Source organism: Streptacidiphilus sp. MAP12-20, assembly GCF_041262525.1.
In the GTDB taxonomy this organism is placed as follows: Bacteria; Actinomycetota; Actinomycetes; order Streptomycetales; family Streptomycetaceae; genus Streptacidiphilus.
This window is the reverse complement of sequence record NZ_JBGCCK010000014.1, coordinates 42,114-60,158: the sequence shown is the minus strand read 5'-3', so window position 1 is coordinate 60,158 and position 18,045 is coordinate 42,114. Positions and strand designations below refer to the sequence as shown.

Sequence of the window (18,045 nt, the reverse complement as noted above, 5' to 3'; positions counted from 1 at the left end):
GTCACCGGCCTTCGAACGCCGCTGGACGGCGGTGCGCGGCGGCCGCGTAGCCGGCGGCCTTGTCGGCGGAGGCGAAGAGCGTCGACGCCGACAACGCCTGCGTGCGCAGCGCGTCGCCGAGAGCGTGGTCGGCGTAGGAGTCGATGCTGCGCTTGACGGCCTGGACGGCGAGCGGAGCGTTGTCGGCGAGCTGCGCGGCGACCTCGAACGCGGTGCGTTGCAACTCCTCGACTCCGGTCACGAGCTGCACCGCGCCGATCCGCTCGGCGGTGGCGGCGTCGATCCGGCGGCCGGTCAGGGCCAGCAGCTTCGCCCAGCCGGTGCCCACCTCGCGGGCCAGCCGCAGGTCTCCGCCCGCGTCCACCGCGACGCCGAGGGTGACTTCGGGCAGGGCGAAGACCGCGTCCTCGGCGGCGATCCTGATGTCGCACATCAGCGCCAGCTCGAAGCCGAAGCCCAGGCAGTATCCCTGCACCGCCGCGACGACCGGCTGCGGCAGCCCGGAGAGGACGGCCAGCCGCTCGTGCACGTGGCGGATGCCCTCGTAGTAGTTGCGCACCAGCTCCGCGTCCGAGCGGCCCGCGATCGGACTGCCCGGCGCCTGGGCGTCGATCCCGGCGCAGAACGCGCGGCCGTTCGCGCGCAGCAGGACGGCCCGCACGTCAGGATCGAAGCGGATCTGGTCGGCCCGCGCGGCGAGCTGCCGGGTCGCCTCCCAGCTCCAGCCGTTGAGCTTGGCGGGGTTGTCGAGGGTGAGCACGGCGACGCGGCCGTCGTGCTCGTGGTCGAGGCGGATGAACCAGTCCGCCTCGGGTAGCAGCGGCGCGGTGGGGAACACGGCTCTCCACTCCGATCGTGTCGATCGTGTCGCTTCAGGCCCGTCATTCTGACACTGCGTCAGTTGCTTTACCAGTGACCGTCCCGCTGCGTTCCCTGCCGTCGGCGGGGGCCGCTGACGCGGCGCGCGGAGAGCGCTTGGGGTGGGGCCTCACCCGCAGGTGGAGCGCCGCCAGTGCCACGCAGGCGCCGGCCATGGACGTCCAGAGCACGGTGGCGCCCGCGTGGGCGAGGAGCTGGGTGCCGAGGACCGGCGCGAGCGTCGCGGCGACACCCCAGCTGGTGCCGAAGACTGCCAGATAGCGTCCGCTCGCACCGGTCGGGGCGAGGTCGGCGACGAGGGCGTAGGCGCGTCCCATGACGAGCAGGTCGCCGAGGCTCCAGACGGCGGTGGCACCGATCGAGGCGGGGAGCGAGTGCGCGGCGGCGTAGCCGAGCAGTCCGGCGGCCAGAAGCAGGTGGCCGAGGGCCAGTGCGGCCGGAGTGGTGAGGCGGCTCAGTCGCGGCACTCTGATCAACGGCTGGGCGAGCACGGTGGTGATCGCCGCCGCGGTGAAGAGCAGCCCGGCGTCGGCGGCCGGTCGACCCTGTTCGGCGAGCGTGAGCGGGAGGCTCATCACGGTCTGCTGGTTGATCAGCGCGTAGGCGCTGCCGGTCAGCAGCATGGTCAGCAGGGCGCGATCGCGCAGCGGGCCGAGCGCGTGGCCGGCGGGTGAGGACGCAGGCGGCTCGTGGGCGCGCGCCGGGCGGTCCGGCGGCAGGGCGACGCGCACGAGCAGGGCGCAGCCGAGGCAGGTGGCCGCGTCGGCGACGAAGAGCCAGCGCAGGTCCCAGTGGCCGAGCAGCGCCGCGAGCAGCCCCGCGCCCATGCCACCGGCCGCGAGGGCCGCGCTGAACAGGCTGAAGGCGCGCACGCGCTGCTCGGGCGGGACGGACTCGCTGATGATCGCCTGGCTCGGCGGTTCGTACACCTCGAAGGCGAGTCCGAGCAGCACGGCGCAGCCGATCACCGCCACGAGCGAGCCGGACGCGGCGATCCCCAGCTGTGCCAGCGCGCAGCAGCTGAGCCCCAGCACGATGGTGAAGCGCGGTCCCGCCCGGTCCGCCAGCCGGCCGCCGGCGAGCCGGGAGGGGATGGTGGCCAGTCCGAACGCCGCTGTCGCCAGCCCGGCGGTCGTCACGCTCGCGCCGTAGTCGGCGCTGATGAGTGCGGTCAGGAACGGCAGCGAGAAGGCGCCCAGTCGATTGACCACCCGCGCCAGCAACAGCAGGCGAACGGTTCGGGGAAGCGGCGGCGTCCCACCCGGCACTGCATCACCTCGTCACTGGCGAATGGGCTAATGTCAGTGACATACGTTAGGCAGGGAAAGGTAACCGGTCAAGTGTTGTTCGACAGTCACATGCGGGCGCTGCTCGATGCCTCCGTCGCCCTCGTCAACGCGCTCACCGACGGCGACGCACGCGGCAGGAGCTTCATCGCGCCGGTAGGGTCCGACCAGGTGGCGGCGGTGCGGGCGGCGCTCCCCGGCACGGACGGCATCGACCCCGACCAGGCCGACTACCTCGCCGGGACAGCGCGCGAGCTGCGGATCGTCTTCGAGGCCGTCGCCGCGGAGCGGATCGACGACGCGGCCGCCGCACTGAACAAGCTCCTGCGCGCCAACGGCGCCCGCCCGCAGCTCGACCGGTCGCCGGGGGAGCCCTGGCAGGTCCACTTCCACGGCGCGGACGACTCCTACGCCATCGGCTGGAGTGCGGGCTGCGCGACCGGCCTCGCCATGGCGGTCGGCGGCGACTACGCGGGACGCCTCGGCGTCTGCGCGGCGTCCCGCTGCGACCGCGTCCATGTCGACGTCTCGCGCAACGCGGCCCGGCAGTTCTGCTCGACGGCCTGTCAGAACCGGGCCAAGGCCGCCGCCTTCCGCGCCCGGCGCGCGGCCGGAGAGGGCTGAGCCGGGGGAGTGGACGCGAAAGGGGCCCCGCGCATCCGCGCGAGGCCCCGACGGACGTACTCCGCTCAGGCGGCCTTGGCGTCCGCCGCGGCCGTGTTCTCCGCGGAGGGGGCCTCGGGGGCCTGCACGCCGCCGCGCAGGCCGAGCAGGGCGACGAGCGCCGCCAGAAGCATCACTCCGGCCATGATGTAGAAGACCGTCTGGACGCCGTGGGCGAAGTCCAGCCGCACCCACTTCGGGATCGAACTCGTCGACCCGCTGCCGCCGCCCGCGCTGTAGTCACCACGCGTCGCAGCCGCCGCTGCCTGCTGGGCCTGCGCCGTCGACAGCCCCTGCTGCACGAGCGAGTCGGCGATCCGGGACTGGAAGATCGACACCATCACGGTGCCCAGCACGGCGAAGCTCAGGCTGGAGGCGTAGTTACGGACCGTCATGGTGATGCCGGTGGCCTCGCCGTAGGAGAGGCTGGACGCGCGGTTCACCGCGTCGGTGTTCGACGGGCCGATCATCAGGCCCATGCCGGCCCCGGCCAGGACGATGTACCAGGTCAGCGTGGACAGGTTGAGCGAGGGCATCTTGCTCGCCCAGAGGTAGAAGCCGACGGCGGCGATCACCGCGCCGGCCACGACCGGACGCTTCGCGCCGACCCGGTCCAGCATCCGGCCGCCGATCTGCGCGGTGACCATGAAGCCGAGGAAGAAGTAGAGCAGCGTCAGACCGGCCTGCTGGGCGTTCTGGCCGAGCGAGAGCGCCGCGTACTCGCTGGCGAAGAAGAACATCGGCAGGAAGACGGCCATGGCCAGGGCCAGCACCACGCACTGGACCACGAAGGCACGGTCACGGAAGATCGCCACGTCCATCAACGGCGAGGTCCGGCCGCGCTCGTAGCGGAAGAAGACCAGCAGCAGCGCCGCGCCCGCCGCGATCGACAGGTAGATCGCCGGGTTGGCCCAGCCCCAGACGTGCGACTGCTGGAAGCCGAAGACGCTCAGCGCGACGCCGCCGGCGATCAGGATCAGACCGCGGTAGTCGATCGGGGCCGGTCGGTACTGCGTCTCGGGCTTGGAGATCCAGATGAGCAGCAGTGCGACGAGTGCGACCGGGATGTTCACCCAGAAGATGCCGCGCCAGGTCCACTGCGTCAGGTAGCCGCCGAGGATCGGCCCGACGGCGGTGAGGCCGCCCGCGATGCCGAAGAAGAGGGCCAGCGCCCGGCCACGCTCCCGCAGTTCGTAGGTGTTGACGACGATGGCGAGCGCCGCCGGGTACATCAGCGCGCCGCCGAGACCCTGCACGGCGCGGAAGGTGATGATCCAGCTCTGGGCCAGCGCCCCGGTCGGGGTCAGGCCGCACAGCGCGGAGGAGGCGGCGAAGACGACCACGCCGATGACCACCATGCGACGGTGGCCGAGCGTGTCCGAGAGTCGGCCGCCGAAGGCGAACAGTGCTGCCATGGCCAGCAGATAGGCGTTGATCGCCCATTGCACGCCGGTCCCGGAGAGGTGCAGTTCGGACTGGATCTTGGGTGCGGCGATCGAGACGATCGTCTGGTCGATGAAAGTCATCGCCACCGCGCAGATCATCGCTGCGAGCACCAGGCCCTTGCGCCCGGATCCGACCCCGTTCGTACTCATGGTCAAGCTCCCCCTTGCGTCCATATGGCGGGCAGACCATAGCACCGATCGGTGGCGCGCCCGAGGGGGTGCGTCAGTGCTCCGGCTCCGCCTTGGCGCGGCTCGGCTGGACCCGCTTCGGCTCGCCCGGCATCTTCGGATATTCGGGCGGATAGGGCATGTCGCCGAGCCCGCGCTCGGTGGCGTCCTGTTCGGACAGTTCCAGCGCGGCGGTCAGGTCGAACGCCTCGCCCTCCATGTCCGCGTGGACGTCCCCGAGTTCGGCGTAGCGCTGCGGCATGGTGCGGATGTCGAACTGGTCCGGGCGCACCGACGACACCTCGTCCCAGTGCAGCGGCGCGGAGACCGGGGCGTGCGGGAACGGCCGGATGGAGTACGCGGAGGCGATGGTCCGGTCCCTGGCCATCTGGTTGAAGTCGACGAAGATCCGCTCGCCGCGCTCCTCCTTCCACCAGGCGGTGGTGACCTCGTCGGGCATCCGCCGCTCCAGCTCGCGGCCGATCGCGATCACCGCGTGCCGCACCTCCACGAAGTCCCAGCGCGGCAGGATCGGCACGAAGACGTGCAGGCCGCGCCCACCGGAGGTCTTCGGCCAGCCGCGCAGGCCCAGCTCCTCCAGCACCTTGCGCAGCTCGTGCGCGGCGCGCGCGGCGTCGGTGAAGTCGGTGCCCGGCTGCGGGTCGAGGTCGATGCGCAGTTCGTCGGGGTGGTCGGTGTCCGCGCTACGGACCGGCCAGGGGTGGAAGGTGAGCGCACCCCGGTTGGCCGCCCAGAGGATGGCGGCCGGCTCGGTCGGGCACATCTCGTCGGCGGGGCGGCCGCTGGGGAAGGCGATGCGGGCAGTGGGGATCCAGTCGGGCAGGTCGCGCGGGGCGCGCTTCTGGTAGAACGCCTCGCCGCCGATCCCGTCCACAAAGCGTTGCAGCGTCGTCGGCCGGTCCCGCACGGCCCGCAGCGCGCCTTCGCTGACGGCCTCGAAGTAGCGGGCCACGTCCAGCTTGGTGTAGCCGGCCTCGGGGAAGTACACCTTGTCCGGACTGCTCAGGCGCACCGCCCGCCCGCCGACCGTCAGCTCCATCGCCTCGCCCATGAGCCCACCGTAGGTGCGTTCGGGCAGCCGCGCCCGCCGGGCGTGGGCCGCGCGGGGGGCGCACCACCGGCTTATGGAGCCCTGGCGGTGCGCGCCGTCGGTCCGCGTCTTCCCCCTCGGGGAGGGGACCGGACCCTTTGCCCATCCCGAAGCACCGGCCCGCGAATCCCGCGAAAGCGCCGCGCCCCGGCGATCCCCGCCCGTAGGATCAGCGTGACGTTCCGTACACGACTGGGGGGCTCCTGTGCGACTGCTCATCACAGCAAGGCGATCGACGGCCACCGTCGTCGGCGCAGCACTGCTGCTCACCGCCGCCGCGTCCGGAGTCGGGCTCGGAGCGGGCACGGCCTCGGCCGCGTCGAGGACGAAGCCGCTGGAGGCCATCGCGGAGCTGTCGGCGCAGCGAGTCGAGGTGGCCGACCAGGTGGCGGCGGCCAAATACGGGACCACCAGCCCGATCGACGACCCGGCGCGCGAGGCGGCCGTGATCGCCGACGCCGAGCGGCAAGCCACCGCCCTGGGCATCGACCCCGCGCCCGTCGCGAAGATCTTCCGCGACCAGATCGAGGCCAGCAAGATCGTTCAGCGTGCCCTGTTCGCCGAGTGGGACGCCGACCCGTCGCTCGCCCCGACCACCAAGCCCAGCCTGGCCACCGTCCGCGTCGAGCTCAACACCATCGGCACCGAACTCGTCCAGGCCATCGCCGCAGCCGGAACTACCCCCCAGGCACCCTCCTGCGACGGTCAGTTGACCGCCGCCGCAGTCCACGCCCGCCACCAGCAGAGCCTCGACACCCTCCACTACACCGCCCTGCTCCGCGCCCTCCCTTCGGTCTGCACGGACTGATTCGTGACGCCACCTCGGCGAACCGGACGGCCGTAGAGGCGAGTCCGGCCGGAGCACGCGAACAGAGGGTTGCTTTCGCGGTGGACATGCCTCTGGGGCTACTGACCCGCTGTCGGCGCCATTCGCCTGTCGCGAAGCTCGGCTGATGGTCCGTCAGGGGGACAGGCCGAAGGTTATCCGGTACCCGGCCTCACCCGTGGCGGTGAAGGTGCTGGTCGCGTCGTCGTCGCAGTAGGAGTAGGCGAACGGCTCGGCGCGCTTGAACACCTCTGCGTAGTGGACCGGCCACTTCGTCGGGTCGCAGGCGGCCCTTGCCGACCACTGGCCCCGGCAGCAGTACTGGTCGGTGCCGAGCACGCCGCACGGCGACTCGCAGCCGACCGCCGCGCCGCCCGAGTGGATCTGCAGGGCGGCAGGGCAGACCACGGGGCGCGTGCAGCCTGCGGCGGAGCAGCCGTTCGAGCTGATCTTGTCTCGGCTGGTGCCGCCCACCTGATTGATCCACATCGGCAGGTTGGAGCCGTCCACCATGGATACGTCGTAGAAGTCCAGGCCGCTGAAGGAGTTGAGGTTGAACTCGGCGAGCGTGGCCGGGATCGAGCCGTAGCCGGGACACTGGAACTGCCCGCCGCAGTCGCCGGTCTGGCAGTGGCCGTGCCCGGAGGCGTCGAAGGCACAGCCGGTCCGGCCCCAGAAGCGCCCGTTCCAGTGGTCCGGCACGCTGATCGACAGACTCTGCCCCGGTTCCAGCACCCAACCGGAGGTGGACAGCGCGGGTTGCGCGGTCTGCTGCCCTGAGCCGACCCAGACGGTCCGCGACAGCGCGTTGACGAAGGTCACCGTGCGGTGGCCGGCGGCCGCGACAGGGACAGCGGGGCTGGTAGCGCTGGTGCCGGGGCGGGCCGAGGGGTTCACGGTGCCAGGGGTAGCGTGGGGCCGCGCCGAGGACGTCGCCCGAGTAGTGGCAGACGTCGTCCCGGACGGGGCCGGGCTCGCCGCAGTGGAGACCGTGGAGCCGGAGGTCAGGGCGCCGGAAGCCGACGTGGCGGATCCGGGCGGCCGGGAGGACGGGGAGAGGAGGACGATCGACAGCGCCGCCACCGCCAGTGCCGCGAGCACCACCGCCGACCACTGCCGAACCCGCCCCGAGCTGCGCCTTCTTTTTCCGCCGGCCACGTGCACCTCTGCTTGTCTGCGACGCATCGGCGTCGTCCCGAACCCTGCCGAACAGGAGACGGAGCAGTGGATGGCGGACAACGGAAATCTTCGGCCGGAATCTCGTTGTCCGGGCCGTCGCGTCCCGTCTCCTGTACGGCAGGTTGTACGAAAAGTGAGAGGAACCAGAGCGAGATGCGGGCATCCAGGCGTGGCACGACGGTCGGCGAAGCGGGCGTCGCGACGGTACTGGCCGCACGCGAGGGCGACCCCCGAGCGCTGGACGAGCTGGTGGCCGCCTCGCTGCCGCTGGTCTACAACATCGTCGGACGCGCGCTGGACGGGCACCCCGACGTGGACGACGTGGTGCAGGAGACCCTGCTGCGGGTCGTCCGGGGCCTGGGCGAGCTGCGGCGGCCCGAGGCGTACCGGTCCTGGCTGGTCGCCATCGCGATCCGGCAGGTGCACGACCGCGAGCGCGAGCAGCGCAGCTCGCTCCGCCACCGCGCCGATCTGGACAGTGCCGAACAGATACCCGACCCCGGCTCCGACTTCGCGTCGCTCACCGTCCTGCGGCTCGGTCTCACCGACCAGCGCCGGGAACTCGCCGAGGCCACCCGCTGGTTGGACCGGGACGACCGATCGCTGCTGGCACTGTGGTGGCTGGAGCAGAGCGGACAGCTCCAGCGGGCCGAACTGGCCGAAGCGCTGGGGCTGTCCGGACGGCACGCGGCGGTCCGGGTGCAGCGGATGAAGGAGCAGTTGGACAGTGCGCGCGGCGTCGTCCGCGCGCTGCAGTCCGACCGGACCTGCTCGGAGCTGGGCGAACTGACCCGGGCCTGGGACGGGACGCCCAGCCCCTTGTGGCGCAAACGCCTGGCCCGGCATGTGCGCATCTGCGACATGTGCGGGCGACGCGACCGGGCGCTCGCCCCGATGGGACGACTGCTGGGCGGACTTCCGCTGCTGCCGCCGCCGACCTTGACCTCGGCCCCGGCCACCGCACCGGCCACGATCAGGCCAGGGGCGGCTCAGCAGCCGCACGCCGGGGCAGGGCTCCCTTCCGGCCGGCACGGGCTGTGGCACGGTCGGTTGCTCCCGGCGTCGGCTGCCGCGACTGCTGTCGCCGCGGTCGCGGTCGGCGCGGTGCTGCTCTCCGGGCTCGGCGGCCGCCCGGCGGCATCGCCGACGGCAGCGGCAGCGGCCGTGGCTTCGAGCCGGGCCTCGGCGGCGGTGCGCCCCGCCGCAGGGCACCCGGTGACAGCACTCACCGCGTCTCCCGGACCGTCAGCACCCACCGCGGCCAAGGCCCCGGTGACCGCTCCGGCCGGCTCGTCCAGGAAGGGCGTCGGTGTCTGGAGTTTTCCGGGGGTGAACAGTGCGCTCGCCCAGTCCGGTGCGAGCTGGTACTACACCTGGTCGACCACCCACGCGGGCATCAGCAGCCCAGCGAATGTGGGCTTTGTTCCGATGATCTGGGGGCCGGGCGCGGTTACCCCGACGGCGCTGGCGCAGGCCCGCAGCGCCGGACCGTACCTGCTCGGCTTCAACGAGCCCGACATGGCGGCTCAATCCAATATGACGGTAAGTCAGGCACTGTCACTGTGGCCGCAGTTGATGGTGAAAGGTGCCGTACTCGGCAGTCCCGCCGTCGCCTACGGCGGTGACACCCCCGGCGGCTGGCTGGACCGCTTCATGAGCGGAGCAAAGGCGAAGCGCTACCGCGTCGACTTCATCGCTCTGCACTGGTACGGCGGGGACTTCGTCACGGCGGACGCGGTGAACCAACTGCGCGCCTACCTCCAGGCCGTCCACGACCGCTACCACCTTCCGGTCTGGCTCACCGAGTACGCCCTGATCGACTTCTCGCACGGCACCCGCTTCCCCACCGGCCCCCAGCAGGCTGCGTTCGTCACCGCGTCCACGCGGATGCTCGCCGGGCTGTCCTACCTCCAGCGCTACGCCTGGTTCGCCCTGCCTGCGTCCGACACCACGCCCAGCACCGGGCTGTTCCGCAGCGGCCCGGTCGCCACCGACGCCGGCCGGGCCTTCGAGGCGGCCGGCGGCTGAATCCTCGAGCTGGGCACACGCCACCCGGGGACTGTTTCGCCGCGGAGCGTCTGCTCGCGCGTCGGGCTGACGAGCCCGTCCTCGCTCGTCCTCGCATGTCCGCTATGCCGTCGCGGCGATCCGGTCCAGCCACTCGGCGAGCAGGCCGCGCTCGGCGTGCGTCAACGTGTCCGTGAGCTCGGGCAGCACCGCCTTGAGGGCGACTGCCCGCGCCGTGGTCTTCCCGGATCCGGGCGGCGTCTCGGATGCGTCCGAGATCGTCACGGCGGCGAGGATCGCCTCCCTTGTCTGCCGGGACAGCTCCGGATCGCGGTCTTCCGGCTCGATCCCGATCAGGGTCAGCGTGACCCCGGCCCCGGCTGAGTGGATCATCTGCGCCGCACGGTCCACATCGAAGCGGAGCTTGCCGGACTCGGCGACCCGCTCGACCAGATCCCGAAGGACGTTGGCGGCGTCCCGTGCTGCGTCGGAGCAGATGCCGGGGCGGGGCTGCCCGTACATCAGCTTGTAGACCTCGGGATGGGACAGGCCGAACTCGATGTGCAGGTCCCAGCCCTCGCGCAGGTCGTCGACGGCGTCGGCGGCGCGCACTCGGTTGGTCTTCTTGGCCAGGTACTCGGCGAAGCCCTCGGCGACGACGGCGTCGAGCAGACCCTGCATGTCGCCGAAGATTCGGTAGATGGTGGGCGGTTGCACATCCGCAGCCTTGCTGACCGCCCGGGTGGTCACGGCTTCCCGGCCCCCCTCGGCGAGCAAGGCGGCTGCGGCGGACGTGATCCGCTCCTTGGTGTTTGCCCGGCCATTCATAGAATCAACGATAACAGAGACTTGTTATCAAAGGAAGCCGGGCCGGGTTGCGGTCAGAGACCGGCCGGGTGGAGCAGGTCCTCGAGGCCGATGCGCTGGTAGAACTCGGAGCGGATCCGGTCCGCGACGACCGAGACCTCCTCGGACCCGTCGTTCGCCGGGTCGATGTGCGTGCGGAAGGGTCGCTCGCCGACGGGCAGGTCCACGACGCGGACGATCTCCCGCGCGACGTCCGCGACATCGGCATCGGCCGGAGCGAGGGCGGCCAGGCGTGCACCGACCTGCTCCATCAGGCCCGCGTAGCGGGTTTCGTACACCGCGATGGTTTCCGCGTCGGCCGGGTGGCCCGCGCTGGCGAAGTGGTTGGTGCCCGAGGTGAAGGAGCCGGGAACCACGATGCTGGTCTCGATCCCGAAGCGCGCGAGTTCGGCGGCGTAGCTGACGGCGAGGGAGTCCATGGCGGCCTTCGCGGCGAAGTACGGCGCGAGGTACGGAGGCGTGCCACCGCGGCTGCTGGTGGAGCCGACCCAGACCACCAGCCCCTTGCCCTGGGCGCGCAGCTGGGGGAGCGCGGCACGGTTGACGCGCTGGGTCCCGAGCACGTTGGTGTCGTAGACAGCCGCGATCTCCTCCGGGGTGAACGCCTCGGTCGGGCCGACCACCAGGTGGCCTGCGTTGTGGATGAGCACGTCCAGGCCGCCGGCCTCCGCCACGACGGTGGCGATGGCCTTGTCGGCGCTGTCCTGCGACAGCACGTCGAGTTCGACCACTCGCAGGTCGACGCCCTGCTGGGCGGCGTAGTCGCGCACGGCCTTGGACCGGTCGGCGTTGCGGCCGTCGACGTCGCGCATGCTGGCGTACACGGTGTGGCCCGCGGCGGCCAGCCCGCGGGCGGTGAGTGCTCCGAAGCCGGAGCCGGCGCCGGTGACGAGGATGACAGAGCTCATGATCGGATCTCCTTCAGATGGGTCGGGGCACGCTGTCGTGATGCGGCCCCGTATGTGCTTGGGCGGAGCCCGGCCAGGGCCCGAGTGGGATGCGGCTCAGGCCGTGTTGCCGGACGGGTTCCGTCGATTCGCCAGGGCGGGCCTGTCAGGCGATGCCGCCGTTGGCGAAGATGGTCTGGCCGTTGATCCAGCGGGCCGGACCGGCGAGGAAGGAGACGACCTCGGAGATGTCCCCCGGGGTGCCGAGGCGCTCCAGCGGGTTCATCTTCGCCATGCGGTCGATGGTCTCCTCGTCCTTGCCGTCCAGGAACAGCGCCGTGGCGGTGGGGCCGGGGGCCACGGCGTTGACGGTGATGTCCCGCCCGCGCAGCTCCTTGGCCAGGATCAGGCTGATCGCGTCGACCGCGCCCTTGGTCGCGGCGTAGGGCGCGTAGGTCGGCAGCGAGAGCTTCGTCACCGTGGTGGAGAAGTTGATGATGGCTCCGCCGGTGCGGACGCGGCGCGCGGCCTGCTGGTTGACCACGAAGGTGCCACGGATGTTGGTGCGGTGCATGCGGTCCAGGGCATCGAGGTCGAACGTGGCGACAGGGCCGAGCACCATCACGCCGGCCGCGTGGACGACCACGTCCACACCGCCGAACTCGCGCTCCGCAGCCTCGAACAGAGCGGCGACCGCGTTCTCGTCCGCGACATCCGCCTGCAGGGCGAAGGCGGCACCGCCGGCGGCCGTGATCTCCGCGACTGTGTTGTCGGCCTCGGTCTTGTTGCCGGCGTAGGCGATGACGACGGCCTGTCCGTCGGCGGCCAGGCGCTGTGCCGCGTCCTTGCCGATGCCACGGGAGCCGCCGGTCACGATGGCCACGCGGCGCGTCTGGGTGTCAGTCATGGGGGATCTCCAGGTCTCTCAGGTGGGATGGCCTCGCGGCGTCTGCTTACGCTGATAACAGTGGTACGTTATCGATGGAAGCGCAAGCGTCGATAACACAAGTCTGTTATCGGCGCTCCGAGCCGGGCCTCGGCCGGTGAAGGGCCCCACGTGCGGCGGCCGGATGGCGGTGGGAACGGACAGCGGAGCGTCGGCACGCCGCGCGGCTCGGATCGCCGGACAGCGCGGATCACCGGAGAATCGGCACATGGACCTGCCCGTGATGCCGCCCGTCAAGCCGATGCTGGCCAAAGCGGTCGCCAAGATCCCGCCGGGGATGCTCTACGAGGGCAAGTGGGACGGCTTCCGCGCGATCATCCATCGCGACGGCCCGGAGACCGTCATCGGCAGCCGCAGCGGCAAGCCGCTGACGCGCTACTTCCCCGAGCTGGTGCGCGAGCTGGAGGACCAGCTGCCCAAGCGCTGCGTCGTGGACGGGGAGATCATTCTGGTGTCCGCCGACCGCCTCGACTTCGACGCGCTGACCGAGCGCATCCATCCGGCCGCGTCCCGCGTGCGGTTGCTGTCCGAGCGGACCCCGGCCTCCTTCGTCGCCTTCGACCTGCTGGCGCTCGGTGACCGCAGCCTGCTGGCGGAGCCTCAGCGCGAGCGGCGCGCGGCGCTGGAGCAGATGCTGGTCGGCATCGCGCCGCCGCTGTACCTCGCGCCCGCGACCCTCGACCAGGAGCTGGCCCAGCGGTGGTTCAGCCAGTACGAGGGCGCGGGTCTGGACGGCGTCGTGGCCAAGCCGCTGGACGCGCCGTACGGCGCGGACCAACGGGTGATGTTCAAGATCAAGCACGAACGCACCGCCGACTGCGTGGTGGCCGGCTACCGCGAGCACAAGAGCGGCCCGGTCGTCGGCTCCCTGCTGCTCGGCCTGCACGACGCGGACGGGCGGTTGCAGCACGTCGGCGTCTGCGCCTCCTTCCCGATGCGGCGGCGCGAGGAACTCGTCGAGGAGCTCGCGCCGCTGCGGACGGACGCGACGGACGGCCACCCATGGGCCGACTGGGCGGACGAGTCGGCGCAGGCGCGCTCCCGGATGCCGGGCGCGACAAGCAGGTGGACCGGCTCCAAGGACCTGTCCTGGGTGCCGCTGCGGCCCGAACGCGTCTGCGAGGTGGCCTACGACCACATGCAGGGGGACCGGTTCCGGCACACCACGCAGTTCCGCCGCTGGCGCCCGGACCGGGAGCCGGACAGCTGCACCTACGCGCAGTTGGACGAGCCGGTGCGCTACGACCTGGCCGACATCCTGCGCCCCGCGAACCCGGCCTGAGCTTCTAAGCCGCGTCGGCGACCGCGACCGGCTCCACGGCGACGACCCGGGCGGCCCGCTTGGGGCGGTAGGCCACGGCGAGCGCGGCGAGGACCGTGCCGATCGCTCCGGCCACGGCGAAGCCCCAGACCGGCGAGGCGTGGTCGATCACGGACCCGGCGAGCGGCGCGCCGAGCGAGCCGCCGAGGGTCAGCGCCGCCGCCTGCAGACCCATCGCCTGGCCGCGCGCCGAGGCGGGCACGGCCTTGCTGATCGCCTCCGCCGTCGAGGCGATGGTCGGCGCGCAGAGGAAACCGGCGGGGATCATCGCCAGGCAGGTCCACTGCCAGCCGAGCGCGCCGATGACGCCGACGGGGATGGTCAGCAGGCCGAGCAGCAGCATCAGCACGGGGAGGCGACGCGGCCTGGCGGTCGAGCCGTGCCAGAAGCCGCCCACGAGCGAGGCAAGGCACCAGGCGATGATGGTCACGCCCGCCCACTGGGTCTGACCGAGCGAGCGCAGCGTCGCCACGACGGAGACCTCGGTCCCCGAAAGGACCAGGTTCGCCGACATGCAGACGCCGAGGACCAGCAGTAGGCCGGGGTTGAACCAGGTCCCGCGCGGCAGCTTCTCCGCCGGCGCGTCGGACGCCGCGGCGTCCGGGCCGGCGTCCTTGCGGCGGAGCACGCGTCCAAGCGGCCAGAGGCCGGCGACGGCGCCGAGGGTAAGCGCGCTCAGGCCCAGCATCGACGGGACGGCGGTCTGCAGGCCCGTCACTGCCAGTACCGCGACGGCCGGGCCGATCATGTAGGCCATCTCGACGAGCATCGAGTCCAGCGCGAACGCCTGACGCCGCTGCTCCGTGGGGACCTGTGAGGCCACGACCTGGCGGATGGCAGGGAAGACCGGCACCGCGAGCAGTCCGCCGAGCAGCGTCGCCGCGAGCAGCGCCGGGTAGGGGAGGAACGGCGCGCTCACCCAGTAGAGCGACTCCGCCGCGCCGGTGACCAGAAGCACCGGTCGCAGTCCGTGCCGGTCGACCAGTCGGCCGACGAGCGGCGAACCGAGCGCGAAGCCGAGAGTCAGCGCCATCGTGGCGAGACCGGCGGCTCCGTAGCTGCGGTGCTGGTCCAGAACGACGTGCAGGGTCAGCAGCATGCCCTTCGCCGTCGCCGGGATCCGCGCGAGGAACGCGACGGCGAACAGAGCGCGGCTGCCGGGGATGGCGAAGATGGAACGGTAAGGGGCGAACAGACGGTGCATGGGTTTCCTCCGGGCGCATCATTGCAGATGGGCGCGGGGGGCCGCCTCGGATATTCGCGGAGGCCAGGCGCGCGGTCAGGCGCCCGCTCCGGCCGTAATCTGGCCGGGTGAACGACACCTGGGACCCGTCGACCCCCGGACTGCTCGCTCTCCCCTCGGGGCGGCTGGTCCGTGGTCGCGGCCTGCGCGATCCGCTGCCGCCGGGACAGCCGCCGACGTTCGCCCTGTACCTCCAGGGCAGGCAGCCGCCGTGCGTCGAGTGGGAGTCCCACTGGGTCCGCTGGCCGGACTTCCGCCTGCCCACCGACCGCGCCGACGCGCGGGCGGCCTACCGGAACGCCTGGCGACGCGCGGCCGACGAGCGCGTCGAGGTCGCCTGCACGGGCGGGCGCGGCCGGACCGGGACGGCGCTCGCCTGCCTCGCGATCCTGGACGGCGTCCCGGCGGGCGAGGCTGTCGCGTATGTACGGGCTCACTACTCGTCCCATGCGGTGGAGACGCCGTGGCAGCGACGGTACGTCGAGCGCTTCCGCGCGTAGCCGGAAGACCGCCTGCCTGGGGCCGGAGCTCCGCCTCAGCTGTGGATCGCGGCAGTCGTTTCCCCCGCGCGGGGCCGGAGCTCTGGCCGGAGCAGTCCGACCGGCCGCAGTACTCTCCGCCTCGGGCTCAGCCAAGCTCAGCCAAGCTCAGCCCAGTTCCGCGCCGTAGGAGAGGTACGGGCGGCCCTCGGCGTCGGCTTGGGCCCGGCCGGACTTCTGCTGGAACGGGGAGATGCCGCCCCGGTCCCAGGGGCCGACCGAGCCGGCCGCCAGCGCCTCGTCGTGCTTCGGCGGCAGCCCCAGCTCCCGGCGGGCGTCGTCGACAGGCAGTTGGGCGAGGCCGAACCAGTCGACCGCGAGCAGGTCGACGCCGGCCACCGCGCCCCGGCGCATCGCGTCGCCCAGTCGCACGGCCATGCCGTCTTGGGAGAGGTGACCGGCGTCCGCCTCGAAGAGACCGGCCGCACGCTCGATCCGGCCGGTCTCGAAGAGGCCGAGGACCATGGCGAGCATCGAGAAGCCGCGCGGGTCGGGGATGCCGCGCGCGATCAGGCCGAAGACCTCGAGCTCGGCCTCGAGCGTGGTGCCGTAGTCCGCCACCACGTGCACCCAGTCGTGCTGCGCGAGGTAGGGCGGGGCGCTGCCGGGCAGGCCCGGAGTGATGAAACCGCGTGCCTGGTAGAACTGGTGGACTCCGCGCCCCAGCGTGCCGGGCGCGAGGTTCGCCAGTTCGGCCCAGCGGGCGGCGAGTTCAGGGTCGTCGGCCGCCTGCTGCCATGGCTCTGCCAGTGCGGCCGTCGCGTGGAGCTGGTCGCAGCGGGTCGGGTCCCAGTCGGCGGTGTAGCCGTTGCGTTCGAAGTCGGTGAGGGCGAGCCCGAGGGCGCCGTCGGCCAGGTCGCGGGCGACCTGGCGCATGCCGTCGTCCACACCGGCCGCCAGCGCGAAGGTCTCGATGGCGGCGCAGACGTCCGCCGGGGGCTGCGGGCCACGAGTTCGCCGATCAGGGCGAGTTGCAGGATGCGGGTGCGGAAGATCGCGTCACGGCGCTCCAGCAGTTGCGCGAGCCGCTCGGGCGGGAGCGGCGTGACGGCGTCGGGATCGACGTCGTGGCCGGTCATGGAGCGCGAGATGGCGCGGATCAGCAGGCGCTGCAGCTCGGTCGGCTCGCCGCTGGGCGCGAGCATGCCGCGCAGCCCGCGCACGATCGCGACGGTCTCGGCCCGGTCCGGCGGACGCAGGTTGACTCGGTCGGCTCCGGGCAGGGGGACAGGCATCGCGCGTTCTCCTCGGTTCGGCGACGAACGGCACCGCCCATTGGCCCATGATCGGGCGCTGTTCGCATGTCTGTACGCCGAAAGCGGACAGTCGCTGTGGTCCCGCAGTAATTCGCTTGCGCTGTCCGCCCGACTGGATACGATGGCGGAGTTCTTGCAGATGCCGGGCCTGGCCGTGGGCTGCTCGGTGGTGATGGGAGTGGAGGTGCGCCGGATGGTTACCGCCCCGACGGGGCGCGCTGTTGTGTGCGCGCCGGACGCCTTCCCTCATCTTCCGCTCGCCGGCTGAGTCGCGCCCATTTCCTGACGCGTTCTCACATCCTCCGGCGGGCCCCCTCGCAGGAGCATCCTCACCTTGAGCAAGCGTTTCGCCGACAGCGATTCCTTCGTCCGTATCCGCCCGAAGGGCGGCAGCACCCGTCGTGACCGCGACCGGGACACCGAGACCGGCCACGATGGCCGGTTCGACGAGGCCTTCGAGGCCTACGAAGACTTCTTTCGCGCCGATGACGTCCTGGAGCCGGACGCACACGGCGACCACGACGGCCCGCCGCAGGGCGACCGCTGGTCCACCTGGGACCAGTCGACGCCGACCGAAAAGGGCCCAGAGCCCCGCCCGCGCTGGGTTGTCACCGAAATCGGCGCCGTCGACACCGAGTTCGGAATCGTGAAGACCGGCAAGGAGGCCGACGTCTTCCTGATCGAGCGCGCGGTGCCCGGCACCGACCGCCGCACCCTGATGGCCGCCAAGCGCTACCGCGACGGTCAACACCGGCTCTTCCACCGCGACTCCGGCTACCTGGAGGGCCGCGCCCACAAGGAGTCGCGGGTCAGCCGTGCCATGGCCAAGCGTTCCGACTTCGGCAAGCAGGCCATCGCCGGCCAGTGGGCCGCAGCCGAGTTCGCGGCGCTGTCCCGGCTCTGGCTGGCGGGCGCGGCTGTGCCCTACCCGGTGCAGATCCTCGGGACGGAGATCCTGATGGAGTTCATGGGCGACGAGTCCGGCACGGCCGCCCCGCGACTGGCCCAACTGCGGTCCGAAGAGGCCGACCTGGAGGGCCTCTGGGAGCAACTCGGCCGGAGCCTCTCACTGCTGGCCCGCGACGGATTCGCCCACGGCGACCTCTCCGCCTACAACATCCTCGTGAAGGACGGACGGCTGGTGATCATCGACGTCCCGCAGATCGTCGACGTCATCGCCAACCCGCGCGGCCGCTCCTTCCTGGAGCGCGACGTGCGCAACGTGGGCGCCTGGTTCGTCGCGCGCGGCCTCTCCGAGCGCCGTGTCGACGAGCTGACCGCCTCGCTCGCCTTCGACGCCAGGCTCGACTGAGGCCGCCGCGTGTCATTCGCCGCCGTGCCGGACCGGCAGGGCGGCGGGGCCGCGCAGCACGTGCGAGCGGGCGGAGAGTAGCAGGAGAGGGTGTGACGAGCGGAGACTTT

General features: G+C 71.9%; 17 protein-coding genes. 7 read left to right on the top strand and 10 right to left on the bottom strand.

Translation table 11 applies throughout. From position 1 onward, the window contains the following. Position 1: 1 nt before the first annotated feature. Positions 2 to 838: an enoyl-CoA hydratase/isomerase family protein gene (locus ABIA32_RS20265; RefSeq protein WP_370097148.1), complete on the bottom strand. Its 837-nt coding sequence runs from the start codon at positions 836 to 838 to the stop codon at positions 2 to 4. Between the two features lie 43 nt (positions 839 to 881). After that, positions 882 to 2,090 (bottom strand): MFS transporter, encoded by a 1,209-nt coding sequence (locus tag ABIA32_RS20260; RefSeq protein ID WP_370097145.1) that lies wholly within the window; start codon positions 2,088 to 2,090, stop codon positions 882 to 884. 129 nt (positions 2,091 to 2,219) lie between these two features. Here ABIA32_RS20260 and ABIA32_RS20255 point away from each other — a divergent pair, with 129 nt between their 5' ends. Further along, entirely contained in the window at positions 2,220 to 2,789 is a 570-nt protein-coding gene (locus tag ABIA32_RS20255) for a CGNR zinc finger domain-containing protein (protein ID WP_370097142.1), read from the top strand. Positions 2,790 to 2,854: 65 nt separating this feature from the next. Here ABIA32_RS20255 and ABIA32_RS20250 read toward each other — a convergent pair whose 3' ends face one another. After that, positions 2,855 to 4,423, bottom strand: coding sequence for an MFS transporter (locus tag ABIA32_RS20250; protein WP_370097139.1), 1,569 nt, complete (start codon positions 4,421 to 4,423; stop codon positions 2,855 to 2,857). A gap of 73 nt (positions 4,424 to 4,496) precedes the next feature. Continuing rightward, the gene (gene ligD / locus ABIA32_RS20245) at positions 4,497 to 5,501 is read right to left on the bottom strand and encodes a non-homologous end-joining DNA ligase (protein WP_370097486.1); all 1,005 of its coding nucleotides are present in this window, start codon (positions 5,499 to 5,501) and stop codon (positions 4,497 to 4,499) included. 256 nt (positions 5,502 to 5,757) lie between these two features. Between ligD and ABIA32_RS20240 the strand changes: the two genes are divergently transcribed. Beyond that, positions 5,758 to 6,360, top strand: coding sequence for a chorismate mutase (locus ABIA32_RS20240; RefSeq protein WP_370097136.1), 603 nt, complete (start codon positions 5,758 to 5,760; stop codon positions 6,358 to 6,360). Between the two features lie 153 nt (positions 6,361 to 6,513). Here ABIA32_RS20240 and ABIA32_RS20235 read toward each other — a convergent pair whose 3' ends face one another. Further along, positions 6,514 to 7,275 (bottom strand): thaumatin family protein, encoded by a 762-nt coding sequence (locus ABIA32_RS20235; RefSeq protein WP_370097133.1) that lies wholly within the window; start codon positions 7,273 to 7,275, stop codon positions 6,514 to 6,516. 435 nt (positions 7,276 to 7,710) lie between these two features. Between ABIA32_RS20235 and ABIA32_RS20230 the strand changes: the two genes are divergently transcribed. Further along, a complete protein-coding gene (locus ABIA32_RS20230; RefSeq protein WP_370097131.1) occupies positions 7,711 to 9,585 on the top strand; it encodes a sigma-70 family RNA polymerase sigma factor in 1,875 nt (624 codons plus the stop codon). 102 nt (positions 9,586 to 9,687) lie between these two features. On the opposite strand, the gene ABIA32_RS20225 is transcribed toward ABIA32_RS20230, so the two are convergent. The 3 genes from ABIA32_RS20225 to ABIA32_RS20215 all read right to left on the bottom strand — a co-directional run bounded on the left by ABIA32_RS20225 (position 9,688) and on the right by ABIA32_RS20215 (position 12,225). Further along, positions 9,688 to 10,392: a TetR/AcrR family transcriptional regulator gene (locus ABIA32_RS20225; protein ID WP_370097128.1), complete on the bottom strand. Its 705-nt coding sequence runs from the start codon at positions 10,390 to 10,392 to the stop codon at positions 9,688 to 9,690. Between the two features lie 53 nt (positions 10,393 to 10,445). After that, positions 10,446 to 11,339, bottom strand: coding sequence for an SDR family oxidoreductase (locus tag ABIA32_RS20220; RefSeq protein WP_370097126.1), 894 nt, complete (start codon positions 11,337 to 11,339; stop codon positions 10,446 to 10,448). A 145-nt stretch (positions 11,340 to 11,484) separates the two neighbouring features. Further along, entirely contained in the window at positions 11,485 to 12,225 is a 741-nt protein-coding gene (locus ABIA32_RS20215; protein WP_370097123.1) for an SDR family oxidoreductase, read from the bottom strand. A 247-nt stretch (positions 12,226 to 12,472) separates the two neighbouring features. Between ABIA32_RS20215 and ABIA32_RS20210 the strand changes: the two genes are divergently transcribed. Further along, a complete protein-coding gene (locus ABIA32_RS20210) occupies positions 12,473 to 13,546 on the top strand; it encodes an ATP-dependent DNA ligase (protein WP_370097120.1) in 1,074 nt (357 codons plus the stop codon). Positions 13,547 to 13,550: 4 nt separating this feature from the next. Here the strand turns inward: ABIA32_RS20210 and ABIA32_RS20205 are convergent, their stop codons facing one another. Beyond that, positions 13,551 to 14,789, bottom strand: coding sequence for an MFS transporter (locus tag ABIA32_RS20205; protein WP_370097117.1), 1,239 nt, complete (start codon positions 14,787 to 14,789; stop codon positions 13,551 to 13,553). Between the two features lie 107 nt (positions 14,790 to 14,896). On the opposite strand from ABIA32_RS20205, the gene ABIA32_RS20200 reads away from it, so the two are divergent. Next, complete coding sequence (locus tag ABIA32_RS20200) at positions 14,897 to 15,328, top strand: protein-tyrosine phosphatase family protein (protein ID WP_370097115.1); 432 nt, start codon at positions 14,897 to 14,899, stop codon at positions 15,326 to 15,328. 147 nt (positions 15,329 to 15,475) lie between these two features. Here ABIA32_RS20200 and ABIA32_RS20195 read toward each other — a convergent pair whose 3' ends face one another. Beyond that, on the bottom strand, positions 15,476 to 16,243 hold the full coding sequence (locus tag ABIA32_RS20195) for a hypothetical protein (RefSeq protein WP_370097112.1): 768 nt from the start codon (positions 16,241 to 16,243) through the stop codon (positions 15,476 to 15,478). A gap of 213 nt (positions 16,244 to 16,456) precedes the next feature. Here ABIA32_RS20195 and ABIA32_RS20190 point away from each other — a divergent pair, with 213 nt between their 5' ends. Together ABIA32_RS20190 and ABIA32_RS20185 are read left to right on the top strand one after the other, a co-directional pair. Beyond that, entirely contained in the window at positions 16,457 to 16,891 is a 435-nt protein-coding gene (locus ABIA32_RS20190; protein WP_370097109.1) for a hypothetical protein, read from the top strand. Positions 16,892 to 16,957: 66 nt separating this feature from the next. Further along, entirely contained in the window at positions 16,958 to 17,935 is a 978-nt protein-coding gene (locus tag ABIA32_RS20185) for a serine protein kinase RIO (protein ID WP_370097107.1), read from the top strand. The last annotated feature ends 110 nt before the right edge of the window (positions 17,936 to 18,045 follow it).

Bases quoted from the DNA above. Each gene is read 5' to 3' on its own strand.
- ABIA32_RS20210 (WP_370097120.1), top strand. From the start codon at position 12,473: ATGGACCTGCCCGTGATGCCGCCCGTCAAGCCGATGCTGGCCAAAGCG.
- ABIA32_RS20220 (WP_370097126.1), bottom strand. From the start codon at position 11,339: ATGAGCTCTGTCATCCTCGTCACCGGCGCCGGCTCCGGCTTCGGAGCA.
- ABIA32_RS20190 (WP_370097109.1), top strand. From the start codon at position 16,457: ATGGCGCGGATCAGCAGGCGCTGCAGCTCGGTCGGCTCGCCGCTGGGC.
- ligD (WP_370097486.1), bottom strand. From the start codon at position 5,501: ATGGAGCTGACGGTCGGCGGGCGGGCGGTGCGCCTGAGCAGTCCGGAC.
- ABIA32_RS20195 (WP_370097112.1), bottom strand. From the start codon at position 16,243: ATGCGCCAGGTCGCCCGCGACCTGGCCGACGGCGCCCTCGGGCTCGCC.
- ABIA32_RS20230 (WP_370097131.1), top strand. From the start codon at position 7,711: ATGCGGGCATCCAGGCGTGGCACGACGGTCGGCGAAGCGGGCGTCGCG.
- ABIA32_RS20215 (WP_370097123.1), bottom strand. From the start codon at position 12,225: ATGACTGACACCCAGACGCGCCGCGTGGCCATCGTGACCGGCGGCTCC.
- ABIA32_RS20205 (WP_370097117.1), bottom strand. From the start codon at position 14,789: ATGCACCGTCTGTTCGCCCCTTACCGTTCCATCTTCGCCATCCCCGGC.
- ABIA32_RS20250 (WP_370097139.1), bottom strand. From the start codon at position 4,423: ATGAGTACGAACGGGGTCGGATCCGGGCGCAAGGGCCTGGTGCTCGCA.
- ABIA32_RS20225 (WP_370097128.1), bottom strand. From the start codon at position 10,392: ATGAATGGCCGGGCAAACACCAAGGAGCGGATCACGTCCGCCGCAGCC.